Genomic DNA, 24,473 nt, shown 5'->3' with positions numbered 1-24,473 from the left:
AGGGGTAAAATCGATGTACACGAATTGTGTATTACATATATACGTACGATGTAACCAATTTAAAAAACCACAAAATATCAATGCACAGATTTGACGAAATAAAAAATAATTACAAAAAAATGTCAGATTCTGAAATTGAAAAAATAGCCCTTTTTGAATCTATAGGTTTAGAGAGAAAAGTTATTGAAATTTTAAGATCAGAAATTAAAATTAGGGGTTTGAACTCTAATTTATTAAATTGGGTGAACGCTGGTAGTAAAAAATTTGAAGAGAATGAATTAGAAGGTTTAATAAAAGACATTTCAATTTTACCCTGTCCAAAATGTTCCAAAAATTCTTCAATTCTTTATGGTTATGAGATTAATAAAATTTTTTCATATGTCATAAGTTCATCAGAATCACAAAAAGAAAAGATTCTATGCTCTGCGTGTGGAAAAAAAGAAAAAGCGTTATCTATTATTCAAAATTCACTCTTTGGTTGGTGGTCAAAAAGTGGTATATTTTCAACTCCGTATTTATTAACTAAAGATATTTTTAATCTTTCGAGATCTAAAAAAATTAGTAAGCGAATACTAAACAAAATGATAATTAATAATACTGGTTACCTAAGAATGAACGGCGATAAAGAGAGTTTAATTGATTTCATAAATAGATTTAACAAAAGATAAAACTAAATAATAAGCTTTAGCTTCGTGCGGAGTAGGAAACGAAAAGTTTAATTGTCTCCGCAATGCGCTTAGTTGAAACGTTGTTCGTCATTTGATAAACAGAAATAAAATGGAAACAGAAATAGAAAAATTAATTCCCCATAGATTCCCCTTTTTATTTGTAGATAAAATTATTACTGCAAATGAAAAAGAAATTATTGGAATCAAAAGTTTTGACAAATCAAATGAAATGCTAACAGGTAGTTTTCCAGAATATAATTTTATACCTGGGACGATTTTGGTAGAATCCATGGCTCAATGTGGAGGTGCAGGCTTAAAAAAAGCTGGACTTGCAAATGGTTTTTTTGGACTGGCAAGTATGGAAAAAGTTACTTTTTTAAAAGGAGTGACTTATAATGAAGAAGTTAAATATGTCATTAAAAACATTAGAGTTAGCAACAAATTAATAAAGCAATCTGGAATTGCATATGCAAAGGATGAACCTATTGTAGAAGCAACTTGGCTTTGCGCCAGAATTGACAAGTAAAAAATCGTAGTAATATATATTTAGATTACCCCAAACTTGTCCATTCAAATCTGCTGCTGATTTCTTAAAGGATAAAAGTTTTTAAACCTCCAAAATTCTTTATGGGTTAATGGCTTTCGTTTCCATGCTCACTTTGTTGATTAGTTTATAAGCGAAACAAAATTTAAACAGTACCCAAAATTCTGTACAAACAAAATTCTGGATACTGTCCATATTGGATAAACTAGAGCCCGCCGTCTGTGGCAAATGTTAATCATAACCTTTCAAAATTAGGATGTCAATTCCCATTTTACAGACTTAACCCAGTCCGTTAAACTTTGTGGAGTTACTCCTAACAGTTCCTGTGTACGTTTAAAGTCTTTAGCAATCAGTTCTTCTCTATTGCTCTCTACATATCTATAAAGATTGGAGATTTCTCTTCCTGCAACTTCTCCAAAAGCAGGTGAAATTTTCTTTTCGAATTCATCAGGAGTCATAGGAACATAATGGAGTTCTTTGCCTATTTCTGATGAAATGGCTGCTGCTATTTCTTCTCCAGAAAACAAGTTCCCTCCAATAGGTAAAACTTTACCGGACAACTCTGGTTTTTCAATCGCAGAGGCTACATATTTTGCTAAATCCGTATGGCTAATCCATGGCACTTTACTTCCTGATGCCACTGGGTAAGGAACAATATTGTTATTTAAAATAACCGGAATAGACCAAGGTGCAGAAATATTATCAATATAGATGTCAGGTACTAATGTGGTTACATTTAGTCCAGATGCATCCAGTAAGTTTTTAACTTCTGTTTTTATGTCAAGGGCTAACAGTCCATGACTTTTTTCAGGCAAATCAAAACCTACATTGTATACCACGTGGGATACATTTTGCTCTTTTGCCGCGTCAATAAAATTTAAAGTATACTCCTTTGCTAAATTTAAATCAAATAGTAAAGGGAACGTATAAATAGCCGCATCTACTCCCGTCAATGCTTTATGTAAAGCTTCCTTATTTTCTAATCCTCCTTTTACAACATGTATATCTGGGACATTGCCTTCTGAACGAGATAATGTGGTTACCTCATGTCCTTTTTTGATTAACTGTTGTGCTATGCTGCCTCCCTGGAACCCAGTAGCTGCTGATACAAATATCTTCATCTTTCTTATTTCAAATTTAAATTATAGTCTAAAAATAGTATATTACCTTACTTTTTTTAAGTACTTACCAAAAAGTAAGGTGCCTACTAAAAGGTATGTAAAATTGATAATCAACTAGTTGTAATAAATAAAAAAATGTTAAAAGATGAAACCTGTCCTGTAGGTACAGCATTAAGCATCATAGGAGGAAAATGGAGGTTACAGATAATTTTTCAAATTGGTAATGAAAAAAGGAGATTTGGAGAACTAAAAAGGCTCATTCCTGCAATTAGCGAAAAAATGCTCATCCAAGAACTGAAAAATTTGACTGGAGCAGGAATTTTAAATAGAAAAGCTTACAATGAGATTCCACCTAAAGTAGAATACTCATTGACCGAAGAAGGACAAAAAATACTACCAATTATAGATCAGATAAAAGCTTTTGGTACCGAGTTGATGGAGAAATCAAACACGAGTAAAGCTAACCTCGGTACAAGCCAGTAATTCGTAAAAAAAACTATTTTGACCACAATCCTTGTCATGCAGCTTTTAATCTGGGAATGATTTATTGTATCTTTTATCAAATTAATGGATAGCAGTTTTACGAACTGATAGAAGTAAAATGAAAGGTTAAATACAAGGTTTACCTGATTCTAAACTGTATCAAAATTGTACTGATTCCGGTAAATGGTAGGGGTTTTTCCTGTAATGTTTTTAAACGAGCGACTGAAATAAGTGAAACTGTCAAACCCACACTCATAACAAATTTGACTAGTAGATAGGTCATTGCTTTGTAAAAGTTTACAGGCATAGCCTATTCTAGCTTCCTTAACAAATTGTGAAAATGTTTTTCGGGTCTTCTTTTTAAAGAATCTACAGAATGCACTTTTGGAAAGATTTAGCAGGTTTGCCGCTTCGTCTAAACTTATGTTCTCGGTCAGATGCTCCATGACGTATTCATACACCTTATCCAGTCTTTCGTCATTTCCCTTATTAAACGATTTAACAAAACCCGAAGTGGCCAAGAGCTGGTGCTCTGTATTGGTTGCAATATCGTTCAATACCTCAAAGAACAACATCAGTTTTTCAAAACCTTCAATATGAGTCAGCTTTTCGATTTTTACAGCGATTTCCGTTCGGGCCAGACCATCTATACGAATACCGTACTTTGCTTTTTTTAATAAATCGTCTACCGCTTTTATACCTTCCAGGGTCAAAAACCTGCTTCCCCAAAGCTCAGGTTCAAAATGAATGATTATTGCAGCAGCATGATTACCCGAGGTATTCTGGTAATAGGATGCTTCGTTCTGCCATAGGTGGGGCAAATTAGGTCCTATCAATACCAAATCGCCCGCGGAGAACTGGTCAATATGATCACCAATAAACCGTATTCCATCACTCTTTAAAATAAGGGTAAGCTCAATTTGGTCGTGAAAGTGCCACGAGTTGTAAAAATGGGGCAATTCATCTTTTCTAACTTCAAATGCCTTATTTGAGGGTAGTGTTATTTTCTGGGAAATGGCTTTCATAGACGCTTATATTGTCAATTTGTAATTCAAATTATCAATAAAATGTGAATATAGTGTATTTTATTGTAAACGGTGTGGAGGTGTTGAGTGCTCTTGTACACTAGTTTTGGATTTCTAATCTATTCTAAAAATAAGCGTATATGAATGTACAGGATATGTCGGATGAAGAATTGTTCACAGCGGCCCGAAAAGAATTGTTTACGGCCGTAGTTGGTGATGCTATGGATAAGATGAAATTGCTCCATCAGTTTTTGCCAGCTAAAGTACAGCCACTTAAATCTGACATGCTTTTAATAGGAAGGGCGATGACCGTGCTTGAAGCCGATACTTTTGAAGAAACGCCAAGCTTTACGAACAACCCTATACTTAAAAAACCATTCGGGCTAATGCTAGAAGCTTTGGATGATTTAAAAAAAGACGAGGTATACATATGTACCGGAGCCTCTGATCACTATGCTTTAATTGGGGAGATTATGATGACCCGAGCTAAAAAGCTAGGTGCCGCCGGTGCCGTAGTAAACGGTTATTCTAGGGATACCCATGGATTGTTAGATTTGGATATGCCCATTTTTTCTTATGGAAATTATGCTCAGGACCAAGGGCCTAGAGGAAGGGTAATAGATTTTCGGGTGCCCATAGAGATTGAAGGCGTGAGAATTAATCCCGGAGATATCGTAATAGGCGATGTAGATGGCGTGTGTGTTGTACCTAAAGCACATGAAAAGGAAGTTTTTGAGCGAGCTTTTGAAAAAGCAAGAGGCGAACGAAAAGTGTTGAAAGCGGTACAAGATGGGATGAGCGCTGTAGACGCATGGAACACCTATGGCATCATGTAAATACCAAAAAGAGAAGAAAGTAATACTAATTAGAATATAGCATAATGAAAATTACGGAAGTAAAAGTTTGGCTGGTAGAAGGGGTGAAATATAACTGGACACTTTTAAAAATCTATACGGACACCGGCCATACCGGTGTGGGTGAGTCTACAAACTGGCCCGGTAGCCAAATTGTGGAGGCAGCTACCCGAGAGCTAGGCGAAAGAATTATAGGTCTTGACCCCATGCGAACCGATTTTATATGGACAAAATTATACCGCGATCTAAACTGGGTGGGGCCTTATGGCGCCAGTATGTGTGCTATAAGTGGTATTGATATGGCTCTTTTGGATTTGAAGGGCAAGGTGTTGGGAGTTCCCATGTATGAGCTGTTGGGAGGTCAGTACCGTACGGAAATTCCACTATATGCCAATTATTGGTTTGTAGGCGGCGGCCACAATACAGAAGACTATGTACGTCAGGCCAAAATAGTAAAAGAAGCAGGTTTTAGCGGCTTGAAATTTGACCCCTTTGCGCATACCAATTATTTTTATGGCGAAGACCTTAGTACGGAGCTTACCCTTACCAGAACACAACAAGATTTGGCATTTAATATAAGTAAGGCTGTACGTGATGCCATAGGTCCGGATATGGACATGATGATTGAAACACACGCCATGCTGAATTTTAAAGTTGCCGTGGCCATGGCAGAAAGATTGGCTGCGTTAGACATTGCTTGGTTTGAAGAGCCGGCAGGACCGGAAAGTACAAAGACCTTAAGGGCGTTTAGAGAACGCATAGACCCTAAAGTTTCTATTTGCGTTGGAGAAAGACACTATACACGATATGGTATACGGGATGTTTTGGAGAGTTACGTAGCAGATGTTATTATGCCGGATATTACAAGATGCGGTGGCCCTAGTGAAATGAAACGTATGGCAACAATGGCGGAAGCCTACAATGTTTTGGTGGCTCCGCATAATCCAAACGGACCGTTATCTACCTTGGCAAGCTCTCATGTTTGTGCTTCTATTCCCAATTTCTTTCGTCAAGAATTTATTTTCAACGATGTACCTTGGAGGGATGAAGTTATAAGCCACCCACTCAATATTAAAAATGGTAAATTGATAATTTCAGATAGACCAGGACTTGGAGTGGATCTTGTTGAGAGCGAAATGGAAAAGCACCCTGGTATACGAAAACATAGGGAGGGGTATTATATTTAATTAAACAGTAGTAGAGTTATATGGTTGAAACGGTTCTAAATAGTACGGCAACATTAGGTGAAGGTGTTTTTTGGCATCCCCAAGAAAAAAAAGTCTATTGGATAGATATTTATGGCAAAGAAATTCACGCCACCGACCCAAAGACCGGAAGTAACCAAACTTTTAATTTTCCTGAATTTGTGGGTACTATTGCTCCCATTGTTTCTGGGGGATTGTTGGTGGCCTTAGAAAATGGTATAGTAGAACTAGATACCGAAACAGGCGAATTTTCCTCCGTTTTAGAACTCGAAAAAGATAAATCCAGTAATAGGTTTAACGACGGTAAGTGCGACCCAAAGGGAAGGTTTTGGTTAGGCAGTATGTGCCGTCATGGATTAAACCCAACAGGAGCTTTATACACTATAAACACAGACAAGAGCTTTGTGAAAAGAGTGGAAAATATTACCGTGTCAAACGGTATCACTTGGAGTTTGGACCATAAGATCATGTACTATATAGACTCGCCAACAAGAAAAGTAGTCGCATATTCATACGATGTAGAAACCGGAAATATATCTAACCCCATAAAAGTAATTGATGTACCTGAAGAATTTGGTTTTCCCGATGGAATGACGATTGATAACGATGGAATGTTATGGATTGCTTTGTGGGGCGGAAACTCGGTATCTCAATGGAATCCTAATACGGGCGAACTTATCCAAAAGATAATGATACCTGCCCCTCATGTAACATCATGTGCTTTTGGGGGAGAAGATCAGCGCAAACTTTTTATCACGACGGCAAGAGAAGGCCTTACCGAAGAACAATTGTCCGAGTACCCATTAAGCGGAAGTCTTTTTTCTATAGACCTAACTGTGGGCGGCCCGGAGGTTTTCTTTTTTAATAAATTAATAGCTCCTAATTCTTAATTACAAATTGATATGCTGAACATAGATTTTAAAAATAAGGTTGTACTAATTACAGGAGTAACCAGTGGCATAGGGGCTGGAATAGCTGCCATATTTTCAGAAGCAGGTTGTCTTGTTTCGGGTTGTGGAAGAAGGGAAGAATCTCATTCCGATGTTCAAAAATTTCATAGCAATGGAAAGCAATATGAATTAGCTACTCTCTATACCCAAACCGATGTTACAAATGATGAGGACCTGAAAAATCTTGTTGACCGTACCGTAGATAAATTTGGGAAAATCGATTTTTTAATATCCAATGCAGGAGCAAATTCTTTTCAGGGAGCAAAGGAATGTAGCGATTCAGATTTTGATAAAAACCTAAACTTGAACTTGAGGTCACATTGGAAAATAAGCCAATTATGTCAACCTCATTTAAGTAAGAGCGATAATGGAACCATCGTTATTATCACCTCAAACCATGGCTATTCTACCATGCCGGGCTGTTTTCCGTATAACACCACTAAAACGGCATTAAGAGGTTTAGTACAGTCGTTAGCAATTGAATGGGGACCAAAAATAAGGGCCGTGGGTATAGCTCCAGGATTTATAGAGACTGCGGGAACACAAACTTGGTTTGACTCTTTTCCTGACCCAGAGCAGGAGCGGAAGAGAACCAACGCTTTGCATCCTAGTGGAAGGATTGGAACACCAGAGGAGGTGGGAGCCTTTTGCGCTTTCTTATGTAGTGATTACGGAAAATTCATGAACGGAACAACATACCTAATGGACGGGGGAAGGTCTGCACTAATGCAAGATGCTTAACGACAAAAAATACTGACTTGCTATTACTATTTATAGAAAAATTACGTGCACAATAGTGCGGGGTAGTAGGTAGGAACATTTCAAAAGAAGTAAAGAAAATATGATAATAGAAAAGGACCAGGTTTTAGTAAGTAATCTAAAAGCTGGTGATATAAAGGCATATGAGGCACTATATGAAAAATATAGAAATAGACTCTATCACTTTGCATTCGGATATTTAAAATCCCATGTAGAAGCAGAAGGATTGGTTCAAGATGTTTTTGTTATCATTTGGAAAAAGAGAGCTGACTTAAAGCCGGAGTGCTCCTTTAAATCGTACATTTTCACCATAGGTTTCAATCAGATTAAAAGCATGTTTTCAAAAAGAACCGCTCATAAAAATTACATGAACTCTAAAGCAGACGGGGAAAGTTTAGATTACTCTACCATGAATATGGTTGATTATACTTTTCTAATGGATAATCTTATGGGCGTTGTTGCAAAAATACCGTTACGAAGAAGAGAAACTTTTATGAAGAGCAGGTTTGATGGTCTTTCGGTAAAAGAAATTGCACAAGAAATGGAGGTCAGTCCAAAAACGGTAGAGAACCAGATTACACTAGCATTACGGTTTATAAAATCGAATTTGGCGGTAGAAAGAAGTCTAGTGGGCTCTCGTTAAGTATTCTATTTATTACGCTTTCTTAGATGTTGACACTACAAATGATTAAATAAAATTACGGGAACAATAGAAGTATATGTAGTGTTTTAGGTAAATCCATATCTTTATATGAATTAAATATACTGTCTTGGAAATAGTAGAAACATATAGAAATGATTATACCATTTCAACCGACAAGGATAAGCTAGATATTTTGAGCATCTTCAAATTCCTTTCAAACGAAACTGATTGGGCTAAGGGAATTCCAATGAATACCCTAAAAACATCCATTGAAAACTCTTTGAATTTTGGGCTGTATCATAATAACAAACAAATAGGTTACGCCAGAATAATTTCAGACTATTCCACAATTGCGTATTTAGGAGATGTATTTGTTCTTAAAGAATATAGAGGAAAAGGATTAAGTAAGTGGTTGATAAATGAAATCATGCAACATCCAAACCTACAAGGATTAAGACGATGGATTTTACTAACTGACACTGCAGAATGGCTTTATAAGAAATTTGGATTTACAGAATTGCCTCATCCTGAATTTTACATGGAAAAGCATAATCCAAATGTCTATAAAGGAATAGAAACTACTAAAAACAATGCTGAAGAAAGCTAAAATAGGATTGTTTAGCAATCAACTGACCCTCTCAAAATTCAATTAAAACCGCTCATTTTCTACATTCAAAAATGCGAGTTTTAAGCACTCACGTTTTCCACAAAATGCCCAATTACCTTAGGGCCATCGCTTTTATAGGGCAAAATGCCACAATTGTTCTATACAGCGCTTCATTTGTAATATAGGCAACATAGGAATTTCACGACTTTTATCATATTCATAGTTAATAGATTTGACTAGTTATATTATCGATTTCTCTATTTAACCATTTTAATTTAATGATATGTTTAAAACTGTTGTAGTATTTTTTGCAATCCTGTTGTTCTTGTTTGGTTTTGGAAAACTAAGAGAAAATAAGTTTCAGACAGGCGATGAGGTTACTGGTCTTAAAAATGCATTCCAAAAAGAGTTTTATATAGGAGCGGCTATTAATGACAAAATTATAACAGGAAAAGATAAAAAAGCCCTTGAAGTTTTGAAGAGGGAATTCAATACGATAAGTCCAGAAAACGTCATGAAATGGGAAGAGATTCATCCGTCTCCAGATACATTTTATTTTGATATGGCCGACAAATATGTGGCTCTTGGCAAAAAAAATAACATGTTCGTAATTGGTCATACCCTTCTATGGCATAGCCAAATAGGACCATGGATGAATACTGTAAATGATAGTGCCACTATGGCAAATTACATTCGTGATCATATTACAACCGTGGCCAGTAGGTATAGTGGTAAAATTGATGGTTGGGATGTGGTAAACGAGGCTTTAAATGAAGATGGTTCGCTAAGAGAATCTGTCTTTTTAAAGGTGATGGGAGAGCGGTATTTGGAATTTGCATTTAAGGTAGCTGAAAAAGCGGACCCATCTGCTGAGTTATATTATAACGATTATAATATGTGGAAACCCAAAAAACGGGAAGGGGCTATACGGCTTATAGAAAATCTACAAAAAAGCGGAGCTAAGATTAACGGGGTAGGCATGCAAGCACATTGGGGTTTGACAGAACCTTCATTGGAAGAAGTAGAGAATAGTATTGTTGCCTATGCAAAACTGGGATTAAAGGTTGCCATTACGGAACTGGATGTTACCGTTTTACCAAACCCATGGGATTTGGAAGGCGCAGAAATAAGTCAAAACTATGAGGAGAGCGAAGAAATGAATCCTTATCCAAATGCTTTGCCAGACTCTGTAGAAGTTCAATTGGCCCAGCGGTATCAAGATATTTTTAAACTTTTCCTAAAGCATAGTGATAAGATTGATAGGGTTACTTTCTGGGGAGTGAATGACCAAAGTTCTTGGCTCAACAATTGGCCAATTAAAAATAGAACCAACTACCCGTTACTTTTTGATAGAAAATTTGATGCTAAAAAAGCATATCAAGCAGTAATTCAAATTAAAACAGATTCAACCAACCAACAGTAATTCTCATGAATTTAGAATCTCAAAAATTATCTGTAAAAGAGAAAATTGGTTACAGCCTAGGTGATTTAGCGGCAAACTTGGTCTTTCAGACTTTAATGACGTATCTGGCCTATTTCTATACAGATATTTATGGTCTGGAAACTAGCCATGCATCGGCCATTATATTAACCGTTGGTCTTGTAGCTGCATTCGGTTTTAATCCTATCATAGGTGCTCTTGCGGACCGTACAACTTCTAAGTGGGGTAAGTTTAGACCGTGGATTTTATTTACTGCGGTTCCTCTGGGCATTGTAGCACTTTTGGCTTTCAGCACTCCTGATTTTGATTATAAAGGCAAGGTTATTTATGCCGTTGTAACCTACACTTTGTTATTGTTGTTATATGCAGCAAACAATTTGCCGTACTCTGCATTAAGTGGGGTGATTACAGGCGATATGGGCGAAAGGAATAGTCTATCCGCTTATCGTTTTGTAGCTGTAATGTTCGCGCAGTTTTTTGTACAGGTATTTATGCTGCCTATAATTGAATCTGCAGGTAATGGAGATAAAGCTGTGGGTATAGAGATTGTAATGACTTGGTTGGCCATTATTGGCACAGTGATGCTCATAATTACTTTTTTGACTACTAAGGAACGTATTGTACCTACTCCGGAACAGAAATCTACTTTAAAAGAAGATTTGGGTGATTTATTCGGTAACAAACCATGGATCATTATGTTGGTGCTTACTACGCTCGTATTTGTAACCTTGGCAATGAAAGGTGGGTCTTATGTGTACTACTTTGAGAACTACGTGAATAAAGAAAGTTTGACGGTTTTTATACAACCTATATTAGATGCTCTAGCATCTATTGGTGTCAATTTTTTTGGTGAGAATCCGGTTTCTGCAGGTTTTGGGCTTTTTAATGCAGGTGGTATTATTTTTATGATTGTAGGTATTACGTTATCAAAAAGATTTGCCGATAAATATGGAAAGCGAGATGTCTTTATGGTAGCTCTTTTTATATCAACACTTTTTATTATTTTCTTTTACTTCTTTTCACCAAGTTCAGTGGGACTAATTTTTACATCGCAGATTTTTCATGGTTTCTTTTATGGCTTAACAATCCCCTTACTCTGGGCCATGATTGCAGACGTAGCAGATTTCTCGGAATGGAAGAACAATAGAAGAGCTACGGCTATAATTTTTTCTGCTATGATGGTGGGTTTAAAGGGAGGTCTAAGTATTGGAAGCGCATTGCTGACTGGTATCTTGGGGGCGTATGGTTATATTTCAAAAGAAGCTATGGTTGCGGGAGAAGCTATTGTGCAACCCGAAAGTGCTATTCAAGGAACAAAAATGTTAGTGAGTATTTACCCTGCAATTCCGTTTTTATTGGGAATTGCTTTGCTATTTTTATATGAGATAAATAAAAAGATGGAAACTCAGATAGAGGTAGACTTAAAGAAACGAAGACTAAAATAAATGATAATATAACACGAATATCACATGCCAGAAGAATCTATAGAAAATATCGATTTTGATAAGTTAAACGAAACAGCTATTTCCCAGCCGTTGGTAAAGAATATATACACGGCAGATCCATCTGCTCATGTTTTTAATGGAAAAATATATATCTACCCATCTCATGACGTAGAATCAGGGATTCCCTTTGATGATTTAGGGAGCCATTTTGCCATGCAGGATTATCATGTAATTTCTATGGATGGAGTACATAGTGAAGCGGTTGATAACGGAGTAGCGCTTCATGTTGATGATGTGCCGTGGGCAGAAAAACAAATGTGGGCACCAGATGCAGCACATAAAGATGGCAAATACTATTTATATTTTCCCGCACGAGGATATGACGGAATTTTCAAAATAGGCGTAGCTGTAGGTGATACTCCAGAAGGTCCTTTTGCGCCTCATTCTGAAGCAATTAAAGGTAGCTACTCCATAGATCCTGCGGTTTTTGAAGATGAAGACGGTAGTTATTATATGTATTTTGGTGGAATTTGGGGCGGACAGCTTCAAAAATATCGTAATAATACATACGATAAAAGCAATGAAATGCCAGAACTTGAAGAAGTGGCGCTATTACCTATTGTAGCCAAACTAACTGATGATATGCTAGAATTTGCAGAAGAGCCAAAAGAGGTGCAAATTTTAGATGCAGATGGGGAATTACTTTTAGAGGCTGATAATGATAGACGTTTCTTTGAAGCTTCTTGGATACATAAATACGATGGTAAATATTACTTTTCCTATTCTACGGGAGATACCCATTTTATCTGCTACGCGATAGGCGATAACCCCTATGGACCTTTTACGTATACCGGTCGTATATTAAACCCTGTTGTAGGTTGGACCTCTCATCATTCCATTTGTGAGGTAGAAGGTAAGTGGTATTTATTTTATCATGATTCTAGCCTGTCTAAAGGTGTAACTCATTTACGTTCTGTAAAAATTGCAGAACTCACTTATAATCCAGATGGGAGCATAGTAACTCTAGACCCTTATCTTAAGTAGTAAATTAAATATTAAAATATATAAAAGGGACTATTCTGATGATAGTCCCTTTTTCTTTTTCAATCCAATAAATTGAAGGTAGTCATTGTTTTTTGCAGCGATGATATAAGGCTGCGAGTTTAATTGTATGCTAGACATATTCTTCACATCACCAGAGACAAAAAAACCACTGTCTGATGGCGGAATAGCTGTGAACTCTCCTCTACCATTTCCTTCTAAAAATAATCCATGACCAGCATCGTTACGAGGGGTTTCAACTTCAGAAGCATAAAGGTTTCCTGCTACAAGGATATCCAGATTGCCATCTAGGTTATAATCATCTATTAATATCTCATTAATGCTAGAGGTTTGGGCTAAAACCGGAAGCTCATGAACTATGAATTTTCCATCCCTATTTTCTAAATAGATACTGGCAAAAGATTTCACTTGATAGTGCAGTGCAGACTCTAGAGATTTTTCGGTGTATACATCCTCTAAAGTAGCTTCTGCAAAACTCTCGTAATCCTGAAATTTTTGTTTAATGGCAGGTATCTGTTGCGATGAACATCCGCGGCCACGAACGGGATATTGCTTACCGTCATTATAATAACTAAGTACAATATCTTGATTGTTATCTTTGTCAAAATCACTTACGAAAATATCAAAAGTTTCTTCTTCAGTAGCCTTGTATTTGTAGTTTTGACCATTATTGCCAACAACATAATCCATATCACCATCATTGTCAAAATCACCCCCTTGTACGCTCCACCACCAGCCAGTGGTATCTTTTGTTAATCCCAAAGATTCAGAAACTTCTTTAAAGCCCGTTTTGGTATTGTGGAACATACGTATAGGCATCCATTCGCCAACAATCATAATATCTTGTCTACCATCATTGTCATAATCTGTAATTACGGCACTGGTAGCCATCCCAAGGTTTTGAAATTCTTTGGGTTGTATTTCTTCAAAAATTTCAAAACTAACCTTTCCGTTACTACTCGTATTTTTTAAAATGTGGCTCGTAGCAGGGCTGGGATAATTTTTAGGAACCTGTCTACCTAATACCAAAAGGTCAGGCTTGCCATCACCGTTAAAATCTGATTGATAGACCTTGGAACCGCTTATTTTTAAATCAGGTAGAGCAGTAGCGTTTGCTTTAGTAAAATTTCCTTGACCATCATTTAGGTATAATCGGTCTTGGAGAGCTTCGGAATTATTTGAAAATTCATACCCACCGCTTACTACGTACAGGTCATTATCTCCATCACCATCGGCATCAAAAATTAAAGAGCCAGAATCCTCACTTTTAATATCGTCCTCTAAAAAGGTAGAAGGGTGTTTTTGAAACCCGGTTGAAGTTTGCATAAATAGACTACCTATATTACCAGAAGAACCTCCAACAAAATAATCTTCTAAACCATCGTTATTAAGGTCTCTAACCGCTAAAGTTGGACCAAAAGATGACATTTTATGTGGAAGTAAAACCTGGTCCTCAAAATCATCATACTCGTTTTCGGTATGTTTGTATTCAGGAAATTTTGATGTTTTATCTGTTAAGAATATTTTGGATTTAGAGATGTTTTTATCGGTGTCTACAATAGCATTGTTAAAGTCTAGAGTCAATGCTTGATTAGCCTCAACGGTATTTAATTTTTGAATTTTACCATTAGGCCATACTACTTTCAACTCATCTACTTTTGAAGCATCACCCAGTCCAAAGTGAAGCACAGGAGAGACGGAAGACTGAAAACCTCTGGTAAGCGTTAGTTCTTGCATTTGGGTTTTCCCGTCAACGGTAACATAAACGCGAGACCCAAGACCAAACTGATTACTCTGATTACCTTTGAATTTTATCTGGATATAATTATTGTTTTCTGAAGCATTGTTTTTAAAGATTGAAGCTTCATCATCTATGTTATTGGTAATAAGTTCTAAATCGCCATCGTTATCAAGATCTGCATAAGCTACGCCATTTGAAAAACCTTTAAATTCAATGCCCCAATCTTTGTTGGCTCTTTTGAATTCTAGATTTCCCATATTCTTGAAAATGAAATTGTCTATTTTCTCCGATGGTATTTTTTGACTTAACTCTAATAGCGTATCACTTTTAATTTTGATAGATTTAAGCTTATTGAAATAATCATTATTGTTAATCTCACGTCGCGTACCGTTAGATACGAAAAGGTCTTTGTGCCCATCATTATCAAAATCTGCAAAAAGAGGACCCCAGCTCCAATCGGTAGAGGAAGTTCCGGTTATTCTGGAAACATTAGAAAAATGCGGAATGCCATCTTCAAAAACTCCTGAGTTAACCTGCATGCAGTTGTGCATGTATTGGTAATGGAATCCGGCATTGACTACATCCCAAAAAAGTTCAGGATTCATACTGGCCATGTTGGCTTTCTTTCGCCGGTTGGACTTCGCATCCATATCAACCTGAAAAATATCTAGATTTCCATCATCATTAAAATCCGCTATGTCTGCACCCATACCATAAAATGCCGTTTGTGAAGTAGCCTCTTTTACCACCTCTTTAAATGTGCCATCTTGGTTATTGATGTACATAAAATCAGGAGAATTAAAATCATTGGAAATGTAAAGGTCGGGCCACGAGTCATTATTAAGATCACCTGCCGTAGCACTTAGTGAAAGTCCGTATGCTTTTAAACCGGAAGCTTCGGTAACATCGGTAAAGGTATTTCCGTTATTTTGGTACAAATGCCCAGATTCATTGTCTTTGACATTTTCCATTTTATAAACGTAGGCAAAAGTGGGAGAATCAAATTGAGTAGGAGGGTAGTTGGCAACAAATAGGTCTAGGTCACCATCTTTATCATAATCAAAAAAAGTAGCTTGTACACTATTTCCAATGTCATCTAGTCCATATTCTGCAGCCTTTTCAGAAAAGGTTTCATCCCCATTATTGATGTATAGTTCATTGTCTTTTGGTCCAAATTTACCACCTACAGAACAATAGATATCTAAAAGGCCATCTGCATTTACATCTGCCATGGTTACGCCAGTATACCAGCGGTCATCGCCAGAAATACCTGCGTTTTCTGTAATATCTTCAAATTTAAGCTCGCCTTTATTTAGGTATAACTTATTGGAAACTTGGTTACCGGTAAAAAAGAGATCTATTAAGCCGTCATTATTGATGTCGCCACTTGCCACACCACCGCCCATATATAAATAGGAGTAGGTGAAATAATTTAAGGAATCATTTTCAGTAAGGGTATTGTTGAAATTAACACCTGTTTGGTCAGATTTTAAGCCAGTAAATATCTTACTATCCGTTTTGATTTGTTCTTCGGTACAACTTGCGAAGAGAAGAATAAAAAACGAGTATACTAAGGTTTTACTGTAAATATTTATATCCATTTGTTCGTGTTCAAAATTTTAAGATACAGTTTTTTTAAAATAGAATAGAAACAAAAAACAGTGTGTCGACCAAAACACACTGTTTTAAAATTACTAACTCAAAACTAACTAAAATTAAGCGTTTTAATACCCTGCATTCTGGTCAGCAGCAGAGATGTTTATGTTTGCATCTATTTCAGGTTGAGGTATTGGTAAAAGCTCATGCTTACCTGCTTGAAATTGCGTATTGGCTAATTCTGTACTAGCAATTCCCCAACGAATAATATCATTAAATCTGGTTTGCTCACCCGCCAATTCAACTTTACGTTCATGTACTAAAGCTGCAAATACTTCAGCTTGTGATAAGCCTGTAGCCAACGGAGCTAACATAGCCCTTTCGCGAACTTCGTTAATATAGCCTATAGCAACATCTTGGTCACCACCTGGTCTCATGCTCTCGCACTCGGCCATCATTAGTAATACATCGGCATATCTTAAATACTTAAAGTTGATTCCTGAAGTTTGATCTTCGTTCGCATCTTTATAATAGTTGTTGTACTTGGCCCATCCTGCATTACCACCTCCATTACTAGGAAAAGCATCTACGGTTAATGAACCATCAGGCCCAAAAGTATCACCGTTTACATAGAAAGATTGCTCAAAACGAATGTCTCCAATTTCATACTCTTCTAATAAGTCATCTGAAGGAAAAACATTAAACCAATCATTAAAACCATATTCCTGACCTCTAAAAGTAGCCTCGTTAGGACCTTCTCCGCTACGGTCAGAATTCCACTGTGCACTGGTGCCAAAATCATCATTATATTCAATTTCAAAAATGGATTCATCACCGTGTTCAGTTTCTTCCATGAAATTATCAAAGTAGTTGTCTTCTAATTTGTAACCGTTTAAAGCGGTGAATTGGGTTAAAGCATCATCATACTGCTCTAAGAATAAATAAACTTTACCCAATAAAGCTTGTGCAGCTCCTTTAGTAGCTCGTCCGTTCTCTTCTTCGCCTTTTAATTTTAAAACAGGAATAGCTTCTTGTAAGTCTTTTACAATCTGTGCATATATTTCAGAGCTAGGACTTTTACCAGGACCAGAACCATCATCAGGAGGTAAAACGGTTACTAATGGTGCATCTCCATATCTAGTTACGATAAAGAAATGAAACAAGGCACGCAAAAATTTAGCTTCACCAATAGCCTTTTTCTTAAGGTCATCACTCATCTGAGAGGGTAAAATTTCATTAATTTTAGTCGCATTCTCTATAACGAAATTTGCTTTGTTAATACCTCTATAGCAACTTTCCCAATAGGCTCCTATAGCACCGTGACTGGAGTCGAACGAAAAATCTAGATATTGACGTTTATCTGCTTCTAACTGGTTGTTCCCTCCATTTTCTTGTGCCATATTATCCATCATAAAAAACATATGACGGCTAAATAGACCTCTTGTCTGTAGGTTGGAGTATACGGCATTTACGGCAGACTGAACCTGAGTTTGGTTCGCAAAGAACGTATCTGGTGAAAGCTCGTTTGGATTCGTTAATTCTAATGAGTCTTCATTACACGATAGCACAAGGCCAATCGTAGCTAAGACCGTTACTAGTATTTTAGTTTTTTTCATGATATTTTTTTTTAAAAGGATAGTTGTACTCCAAGTAATACTGATTTAGGCTGTGGATAGTTTCCTCTATCGATTCCTAATTCATACTTGTTGCTTCCTCCATTGTTTGTCAAAGGCCCCCCTATTTCTGGATCTAAACCAGAATAGTCACTTATCGTAATCAAGTTCTGACCACTAATATATATTCTACATTTGGAGAAATATTCCTCTAAAGCGGGATTATCTAATGTATATCCTAGTGTTATATTTTTTAGTCTAGCATAGGAACCGTCCTCTACGAAACGATCTGAAATAGAGTTGAAATTCTGATCATTTCCTCCTGCTGCAGGTACGCTGTTAGAAGTTCCTGGGCCAGTCCATCTATTCAACACATTAGTTCCTGCGTTAAATAATCTAGGCATACCTTCTAAGTCATAAATATTAGTATTGTAAACATCAACACCAGATACACCAGCTATAAATAGATTAAGATCTAATTGCTTGTAATTAGCATTTAAATTTAGACCGTATGTGAAGTCTGGGTAAGGATTTCCAATTTTTACTCGATCATCTGCGTTAATTTGGCCATCTCCATTTTGGTCCACAAATCTAATGTCTCCTGGGTTTACAGGAAACTCTCCATCAACAAGGGTTTGAGTTAAATTAGCATCTACTTCAGCACGTGTCTGGTAAATTCCATCTGTTTCATATCCATAGAAAAAGAACAAAGGCTCGCCCACTTCAATTCTAGAAATATCTTGAGACTCAAAAGTACCTCCTGAAATAGACTCAACAGGTCCTAATGACTTTACTTCATTAGTAGATGTTCCTATATTAAGGTTAGCAGACCATGTGAAATCTCCATCATAATCATTATAACCTAGACTAAATTCAACACCACTGGTTTCAACAGAACCTACATTTTCCGGTACTTCACCTGAATTAGTACCTAGTGATGGCGAAAGTGGGCGGCCCATTAATAAATCATCACTTGTGTTACTAAAGTATTCAACGGCACCTGTTAGTTTGCTATTAAATAGTTCAAAATCCAGTCCAATATTCTTCATAGTAGTTTCCTCCCATTTCAAATAAGGATTGGCAAGTCCGCTCACTGTTGTTCCTGTTGCCAATGTATCACCAAATGGATAAAAGAAGTTAGAACTTAGAGTAGATAGGAATCCGTAATCATTAATGTTGTCATTACCAGTTATACCCCAACTACCTCTTAGTTTTAAGGTATTAAATGCAGTATCTGCTAAAAAACTTTCTTTGGCAATATTCCAACCTAGAGCAAGAGAAGGAAAATTACCCCATCTGTTATTTTCTCCAAATCTTCCAGAGGCGTCACGCCTAATTGAAGCCGCAAATATATACTTCTGATCAAAGTTGTAATTCAATCTACCCATATAACTTATACGCGTATAGTCATATGTAAATGATTCTAAGAATGCTTTTTCAGAAGAAACTTGATTCACTTCATTAGTAATCGGGTTTTGACTGCTACTGTTTAGAAGCTCATCTACCGTTTCTTGTTTTTCCGCAAGAACTAAAAGGTCAAAATTATGTTTGTCACTAAGAGAGAACGCATAGTTTAAGCTATTAGTTATCGTAATATTTTTTCTTGAGGTGGAATTTTTTGTGATTTCTGCAAAATCTGAGCTGTGCGTTGCGCCTAAACTATCATCATTATAAGAAGGTACAAAAATGTTAGTGTTTGAATTTCTATATTCTAGGCCAACTTGGCTTTTAAATTTAAGGCCGTCAATGATTTCAAACTCACCAAATATACTTCCAATAATGGACGATGATTTGTTGATTTGTTCACCAAGGGTTTGAACTCTAATAGGGTTTTCACCATCTTGACCGTCTGCATCATTATTTGGTCCTTGAAAACCCTGTAGGTTGCTAGGGTTGTAGATAGGTAAATAAGGAGCAGCTTTTATAGCATGTTCAATTAAAGAACGGTCACCTAAGTTTCTTTCTGGATTTTGTTTTTGGAAAGAAACGGCCATAGTTTCACCAAAATTGAACTTACCTACAGTAAAGTTACTATTGGCTCTAAAAGAAAATCTTTCGAATCCTGTTTCTACAAGAATTCCTTCTTGATCCATATATCCCCCAGAAAATCTGAAGTCGTTATTTTCACCACCCCCAGAAAGTCCAAAATCAACTTTTTGCATAACACCTGTTCTAAAGAGAGCATCTTGAAAATCTGTAGTGTTACCATTGGATTGAGAAAGAGGAGAGGTTGGTGTAAAACCAAAAGCATCTTGTGCGTATTGTAAGTATTGTTGTGTATCTAATAAGTCATACCTCTGATTAGAAAAGTTAATCCCAGTATAGGCGTCAAGAGTAACTAAGGTCTTTCCAGATCTATTCCCTTTTTTTGTAGTAACCATTACAACACCATTAGACCCCAAAGAACCGTAAATTGCTGTTGTGGAAGCATCTTTTAAAACGGTGATGGATTCTATATCATTAGGATTCAAATCTCCTAAACCACCAGCAATGATACCATCAATAACATAAAGTGGATTATTATTGTTCATGGTCCCAAGACCACGAATACGTACTACGGGTGCGGTACCGGGAGAACCTGCATTTATAACAGTTACGCCGGCGGCTCTACCCTGTAAAGCTTGATCTGCATTAGTTACAGGTAATGCAGCTAATTCCTTGGCTCCTACAGAGACTATAGCACCAGTTACTTCTGCACGTGATTGTGTACCGTAACCAACTACTACCACTTCATCCAAAGCTTCTGCATCTTCTTGTAGACTAACATTAATAGAAGTTTGACTTCCTACGGCGATAGTTTGGGTGGTCATCCCTATATAAGAGAATACCAGTTTATCTGTAGAGTTTACGTTAGAGAGGGCGTAATTACCATCAAAATCTGTTGTTGTACCATTAGTCGTACCTGCTACTATTATTGTAGCACCTGGCAAGGGAGTGCCGCTATCATCAGAAACTACACCACTTATTGTGGAAGTCTGTGAATAGGCAAACTGCCCGATCATTACAAGACATGCAATGACCGCATGTTTAAGTTTAATCATAATCATTGGTTTAGTTAGTTAATTATTAGGTTACTGGCATTGTGAGGGCCAGACCCCAGCAAATGTATGTGAAGGGCTCTATGAGCTATAGAAGATTTGATGCATATACTGAGAATTATGTTGCATTGTTCTTTAAATCCTAATGTTTTAGGGGTAAAACAATGAATTTAATAGTTTGACACCTTAATATTTATCAATATAATACATGTCTGGAATGGAGAAAATATGAGGTAGAAAACCATATGTTACTCCATTTATCTGCTTTGAGTAACATAATTATCAAACCAGTTTGGGCAATTCTTAGGTTACAATAGTAGAGTGATGGAATTTGTGTTGTAGTAGGGACGTTTTAGTTTAACCCTAGTACGCCTAGTATTTTAGAACAAGTAGGAGGAAAGAGATAGTGGGTCTTTATGGAGGGATAGTTAATGAATTAGGGGTATAAAAAAAGCCCGATATGTATCGGGCTTTTTAATATAAATATGTAATGCTTCAGTTTATGCAACTTCGGCTTCTGGGTTTTCTTTTCTTTTTTTCATCCAAAAATAAAGCAAAGTAAAGAGTACAATTAGAATACCGGGAAATATGGTCATGGTCAATAAGGTTGCTTGCCCAGATACTAAGTCTAATTCATCACCGGTAAAACCTTCTGCGGCAGCTTTTGCTTTGTCAGAATCAATCCATCCACCAATGATTGGTTGGAATATAGAACTAGAGAACATACCTACAGCACCAACAATAGAAAGACCTAATGCACCACTTTTTGGAATTTTATCTGCAACGAAACCAATCATGTTAGGCCAGAAATAAGCAACACCCAAGGCAAAGAAGATAGCAGCAACATAAGCCATAGCTCCTGTTTGAGTACTGAATAAGTAGATACCTAATGTAGCAAGTACGGCAGAACCTAAAAGAACGCCGGTTTGGTTAAATCTCTTTACCATATCTCCACCAAAGAATCTAGCTACCGCCATTAAACCTGCTGTTAACGCAAGAATAATCATAGGGTTCGCTCCACTTTTAGATAAAATAAGACCCACCCATTGGTTTGGACCAAATTCTGAAATAGCAGTCAGCGCCATACATACAAGCATGAATATAAAAAGAGGGGAAACCATTGCTTTGAAGTTTCCGCCTATTGTGGCAGCTTCTTCTACTTTAGCTTTAGGCCATGATTGTCCAAAGAACAAATAGGCATAGACAAGCGTTGGTATAAGGATTAACCAAATTTGACTCTCCCAACTAAATGATAAATCGGTCATGAAACCTGAGACAAGACTACCAATGGCAATACCACCGGGAAACCACATATGAAAACGGTTCAACATTGTACTCATCTTGTTACCTTGATATGCATCTGCAATCATAGGGTTACAAGCGGCTTCAGTACAACCGTTACCTAGGCCAATTAAAAGTGTTGAGATTAGAAGACCAATGTAACTACCAGAATAGATAGTTAAAATTATACCTACAGCGTGCGCAAAGAAAGCGAATTGCATAATGGCTTTACCACCTACCTTATGGTAGATTAATCCACCTACAACCATAGATAATGGAAACCCTAAGAACCACATAGAATTAATAAAACCTAGTTGTTCACCACTTAAACTAAGTTCTTCTCCTAATTGAGGTAGAATACCTGCCCTGATACTGAAAGAGAAGGCGGTAGTAATTAACGCAAAGCAACTTGCGTAAAAAAGTCTGTTGGCGTTTGAAGCCATTTCAGTTGTTTTTGTTTCCATAAAATATTGGTTTGTTGTTTAAGCTGAAATTCGTAAAAGTATTTTTCAATACGTTTTTATTGCGAAAATCGAAACGAAAGATAAATCAAAAATATGTAATTGATAAAAAAAAACAGAATTTAACAACTGAGTATAACCCAAAATCTAGCCTTATAATTGGCATGTAAATATGGTTTTTTAACAACACATGTGTTAAATATACACTTGTTTGAAAGAAGTGTGCTATCTTCAAGGTGCAAAAAGTCAGGTGATTAACTGCAAAAAGATAAAGAATTAGCCTAATTGCGTTAGTATTTAATAGGATTGAACTTTTAGAAAACACCAGCTTGTAAAACTAACAATATTATAATTTTTTGATAATATTGTTCTAGAAAAAGTGAGAAAAACGCAAGGTTTAGTGAAATAAATTGCTGTATTATTTTTATATTCACACCTACCTTATTTATAGCATACGTACCAAAATTAATATCAGAAATATTGAGAAAATGAAAGAAGACAAGACCAAAACCAGTATGATCAAAAAATCAAGAAGAGATTTTGTAAAAAACACAGCATTGTTTACCGGCGGTGCTATGTTATTGCCAAACCTGCATATGAGCGGTATGGCAAATGTATTAGGAAATAAGAAATTAAAGTTGGCACTGGTTGGGTGTGGTGGTCGTGGTACGGGCGCAGCGGTTCAAGCATTGACTGCCGATGATAATATAGAGCTTGTTGCTATGGCAGATGCTTTTGAAGATCGCTTAAAAGGTAGTTTGGCGAATATCTCTAAAGCAATGGGCGAAACCAAAAAGATTAATGTAAAAGAAAAGAACCAGTTTGTTGGTTTTGATGCCGCTACAAAGGCAATGGATTTGGCAGATGTGGTTATTTTGGCAACACCTCCTGGTTTCCGTCCGCAACATTTTGAATACGCTGTAAACAACGGCAAACATGTGTTTATGGAGAAGCCGGTAGCAACAGATGTACCCGGTGTGCGTAAGGTATTGGCAGCTGCTAAAAAAGCAAAAGAAAATAAATTAAATGTAGTGGTAGGTCTTCAGAGACATTATCAAGACAGTTATTTGGCCGCTATTGACCAAATTAAGAAGGATTCCATTGGTAAGATTGTTTCTGGGCAAGTATATTGGAATAGTGGTGGAGTTTGGGTTCGTGAGCGTCAGCCGCAACAGAGTGAACTTGAATATCAAATGCGTAACTGGTATTATTTTAACTGGCTATGTGGCGATCATATTTTGGAACAGCACATTCACAATATAGATGTAGCCAATTGGTTTGTTGGTGAATATCCTATTTCCGCGCAAGGTATGGGTGGCAGACAAGTAAGAAAAGGGAAAGACCATGGTGAAATTTTTGATCATCATTTTGTAGAGTATACCTATCCAAGTGGAGCTGTAATAGCAAGTCAGTGTCGTCATCAACCAGAAACTATGAGTAAGGTTTCAGAGTTTTTCCAAGGCACAAAAGGGACGGTATATACTAAAGGCGATAATGCTACATTAACTGATTATAACGGAAATTCCATATTTGAACACAGAGGCAAAGAAGATCCAAACCCTTATCAAGTTGAACATATAAAACTTTTTGAATCTATTAGAAACGGTGGCGTTATTGCCGATGCTGAAAATGGGGCTAAAAGTACAATGAGTGCTATAATAGGTAGAATGGCTACGTATTCTGGAAAAGTAATTAAATGGGACGAAGCTATGCAGTCTAATATTGATTTGGCTCCCGATGAATTAACTTGGGAATCTCCAGCTCCGGTACAGCCAAATGCTGATGGTACTTACAACATACCAAAACCCGGTGAAACAGTTGTGATTTAATTTATGAACTTCACAAAATAACAGTGTCCCCGTGATTTACGGGGACATTTTTTTGTTTCTGTTTTAAAAGAAACAGAGGGGTTCTAAATTTAACGGTTAACCGAAAA

General features: G+C 36.7%; 19 protein-coding genes. 13 read left to right on the top strand and 6 right to left on the bottom strand.

Translation table 11 applies throughout. The features are described from left to right. Positions 1–119 precede the first annotated feature (119 nt). Together HW347_RS08015 and HW347_RS08010 are read left to right on the top strand one after the other, a co-directional pair. The gene (locus HW347_RS08015; RefSeq protein ID WP_214611358.1) at positions 120–668 is read left to right on the top strand and encodes a hypothetical protein; all 549 of its coding nucleotides are present in this window, start codon (positions 120–122) and stop codon (positions 666–668) included. Between the two features lie 109 nt (positions 669–777). Beyond that, positions 778–1,194, top strand: coding sequence for a 3-hydroxyacyl-ACP dehydratase FabZ family protein (locus tag HW347_RS08010; protein WP_214611357.1), 417 nt, complete (start codon positions 778–780; stop codon positions 1,192–1,194). Between the two features lie 269 nt (positions 1,195–1,463). Here HW347_RS08010 and HW347_RS08005 read toward each other — a convergent pair whose 3' ends face one another. Continuing rightward, positions 1,464–2,333, bottom strand: a complete 870-nt coding sequence (locus HW347_RS08005) for an SDR family oxidoreductase (RefSeq protein WP_214611356.1) — start codon at positions 2,331–2,333, stop codon at positions 1,464–1,466. A gap of 135 nt (positions 2,334–2,468) precedes the next feature. Between HW347_RS08005 and HW347_RS08000 the strand changes: the two genes are divergently transcribed. Continuing rightward, a complete protein-coding gene (locus HW347_RS08000) occupies positions 2,469–2,816 on the top strand; it encodes a winged helix-turn-helix transcriptional regulator (protein WP_214611355.1) in 348 nt (115 codons plus the stop codon). 149 nt (positions 2,817–2,965) lie between these two features. Here HW347_RS08000 and HW347_RS07995 read toward each other — a convergent pair whose 3' ends face one another. Then, positions 2,966–3,841 carry an AraC family transcriptional regulator gene (locus HW347_RS07995; RefSeq protein ID WP_214611354.1) on the bottom strand — a complete coding sequence of 292 codons (876 nt, stop codon included), beginning with the start codon at positions 3,839–3,841 and terminating at the stop codon, positions 2,966–2,968. 140 nt (positions 3,842–3,981) lie between these two features. Here HW347_RS07995 and HW347_RS07990 point away from each other — a divergent pair, with 140 nt between their 5' ends. The 9 genes from HW347_RS07990 (at position 3,982) to HW347_RS07950 (ending at position 12,789) form a co-directional block, all read left to right on the top strand. Further along, a complete protein-coding gene (locus HW347_RS07990) occupies positions 3,982–4,677 on the top strand; it encodes an RraA family protein (protein WP_214611353.1) in 696 nt (231 codons plus the stop codon). 44 nt (positions 4,678–4,721) lie between these two features. Further along, the gene (locus HW347_RS07985; protein ID WP_214611352.1) at positions 4,722–5,882 is read left to right on the top strand and encodes a mandelate racemase/muconate lactonizing enzyme family protein; all 1,161 of its coding nucleotides are present in this window, start codon (positions 4,722–4,724) and stop codon (positions 5,880–5,882) included. A gap of 20 nt (positions 5,883–5,902) precedes the next feature. Next, positions 5,903–6,790 carry an SMP-30/gluconolactonase/LRE family protein gene (locus tag HW347_RS07980; protein WP_214611351.1) on the top strand — a complete coding sequence of 296 codons (888 nt, stop codon included), beginning with the start codon at positions 5,903–5,905 and terminating at the stop codon, positions 6,788–6,790. A gap of 12 nt (positions 6,791–6,802) precedes the next feature. Further along, the gene (locus HW347_RS07975; protein ID WP_214611350.1) at positions 6,803–7,591 is read left to right on the top strand and encodes an SDR family NAD(P)-dependent oxidoreductase; all 789 of its coding nucleotides are present in this window, start codon (positions 6,803–6,805) and stop codon (positions 7,589–7,591) included. A 100-nt stretch (positions 7,592–7,691) separates the two neighbouring features. After that, on the top strand, positions 7,692–8,252 hold the full coding sequence (locus HW347_RS07970; protein WP_214611349.1) for an RNA polymerase sigma factor: 561 nt from the start codon (positions 7,692–7,694) through the stop codon (positions 8,250–8,252). 127 nt (positions 8,253–8,379) lie between these two features. Beyond that, entirely contained in the window at positions 8,380–8,859 is a 480-nt protein-coding gene (locus tag HW347_RS07965; protein ID WP_214611348.1) for a GNAT family N-acetyltransferase, read from the top strand. A 283-nt stretch (positions 8,860–9,142) separates the two neighbouring features. Further along, complete coding sequence (locus tag HW347_RS07960; protein ID WP_214611347.1) at positions 9,143–10,282, top strand: endo-1,4-beta-xylanase; 1,140 nt, start codon at positions 9,143–9,145, stop codon at positions 10,280–10,282. 5 nt (positions 10,283–10,287) lie between these two features. Then, complete coding sequence (locus HW347_RS07955) at positions 10,288–11,745, top strand: MFS transporter (RefSeq protein ID WP_214611346.1); 1,458 nt, start codon at positions 10,288–10,290, stop codon at positions 11,743–11,745. A 24-nt stretch (positions 11,746–11,769) separates the two neighbouring features. Next, positions 11,770–12,789: a glycoside hydrolase family 43 protein gene (locus tag HW347_RS07950; protein WP_214611345.1), complete on the top strand. Its 1,020-nt coding sequence runs from the start codon at positions 11,770–11,772 to the stop codon at positions 12,787–12,789. A gap of 30 nt (positions 12,790–12,819) precedes the next feature. Here HW347_RS07950 and HW347_RS07945 read toward each other — a convergent pair whose 3' ends face one another. The 4 genes from HW347_RS07945 to HW347_RS07930 all read right to left on the bottom strand — a co-directional run bounded on the left by HW347_RS07945 (position 12,820) and on the right by HW347_RS07930 (position 22,540). Next, a complete protein-coding gene (locus HW347_RS07945) occupies positions 12,820–16,149 on the bottom strand; it encodes a VCBS repeat-containing protein (protein WP_214611344.1) in 3,330 nt (1,109 codons plus the stop codon). A 123-nt stretch (positions 16,150–16,272) separates the two neighbouring features. Beyond that, positions 16,273–17,760: a RagB/SusD family nutrient uptake outer membrane protein gene (locus HW347_RS07940; protein ID WP_214611343.1), complete on the bottom strand. Its 1,488-nt coding sequence runs from the start codon at positions 17,758–17,760 to the stop codon at positions 16,273–16,275. 11 nt (positions 17,761–17,771) lie between these two features. After that, positions 17,772–20,798, bottom strand: coding sequence for a SusC/RagA family TonB-linked outer membrane protein (locus HW347_RS07935; RefSeq protein ID WP_225901850.1), 3,027 nt, complete (start codon positions 20,796–20,798; stop codon positions 17,772–17,774). Positions 20,799–21,295: 497 nt separating this feature from the next. Next, entirely contained in the window at positions 21,296–22,540 is a 1,245-nt protein-coding gene (locus HW347_RS07930) for an MFS transporter (RefSeq protein WP_225901849.1), read from the bottom strand. A gap of 485 nt (positions 22,541–23,025) precedes the next feature. On the opposite strand from HW347_RS07930, the gene HW347_RS07925 reads away from it, so the two are divergent. Further along, positions 23,026–24,366, top strand: a complete 1,341-nt coding sequence (locus HW347_RS07925) for a Gfo/Idh/MocA family protein (protein ID WP_214611341.1) — start codon at positions 23,026–23,028, stop codon at positions 24,364–24,366. Positions 24,367–24,473 lie beyond the last annotated feature (107 nt).

This window comes from Zobellia barbeyronii (genome assembly GCF_018603515.1).
GTDB classification, from domain to species: domain Bacteria; phylum Bacteroidota; class Bacteroidia; order Flavobacteriales; family Flavobacteriaceae; genus Zobellia; species Zobellia barbeyronii.
The sequence above is the reverse complement of the archived record's forward strand: the minus strand, read 5'-3'. Positions and strand labels throughout refer to the sequence as shown.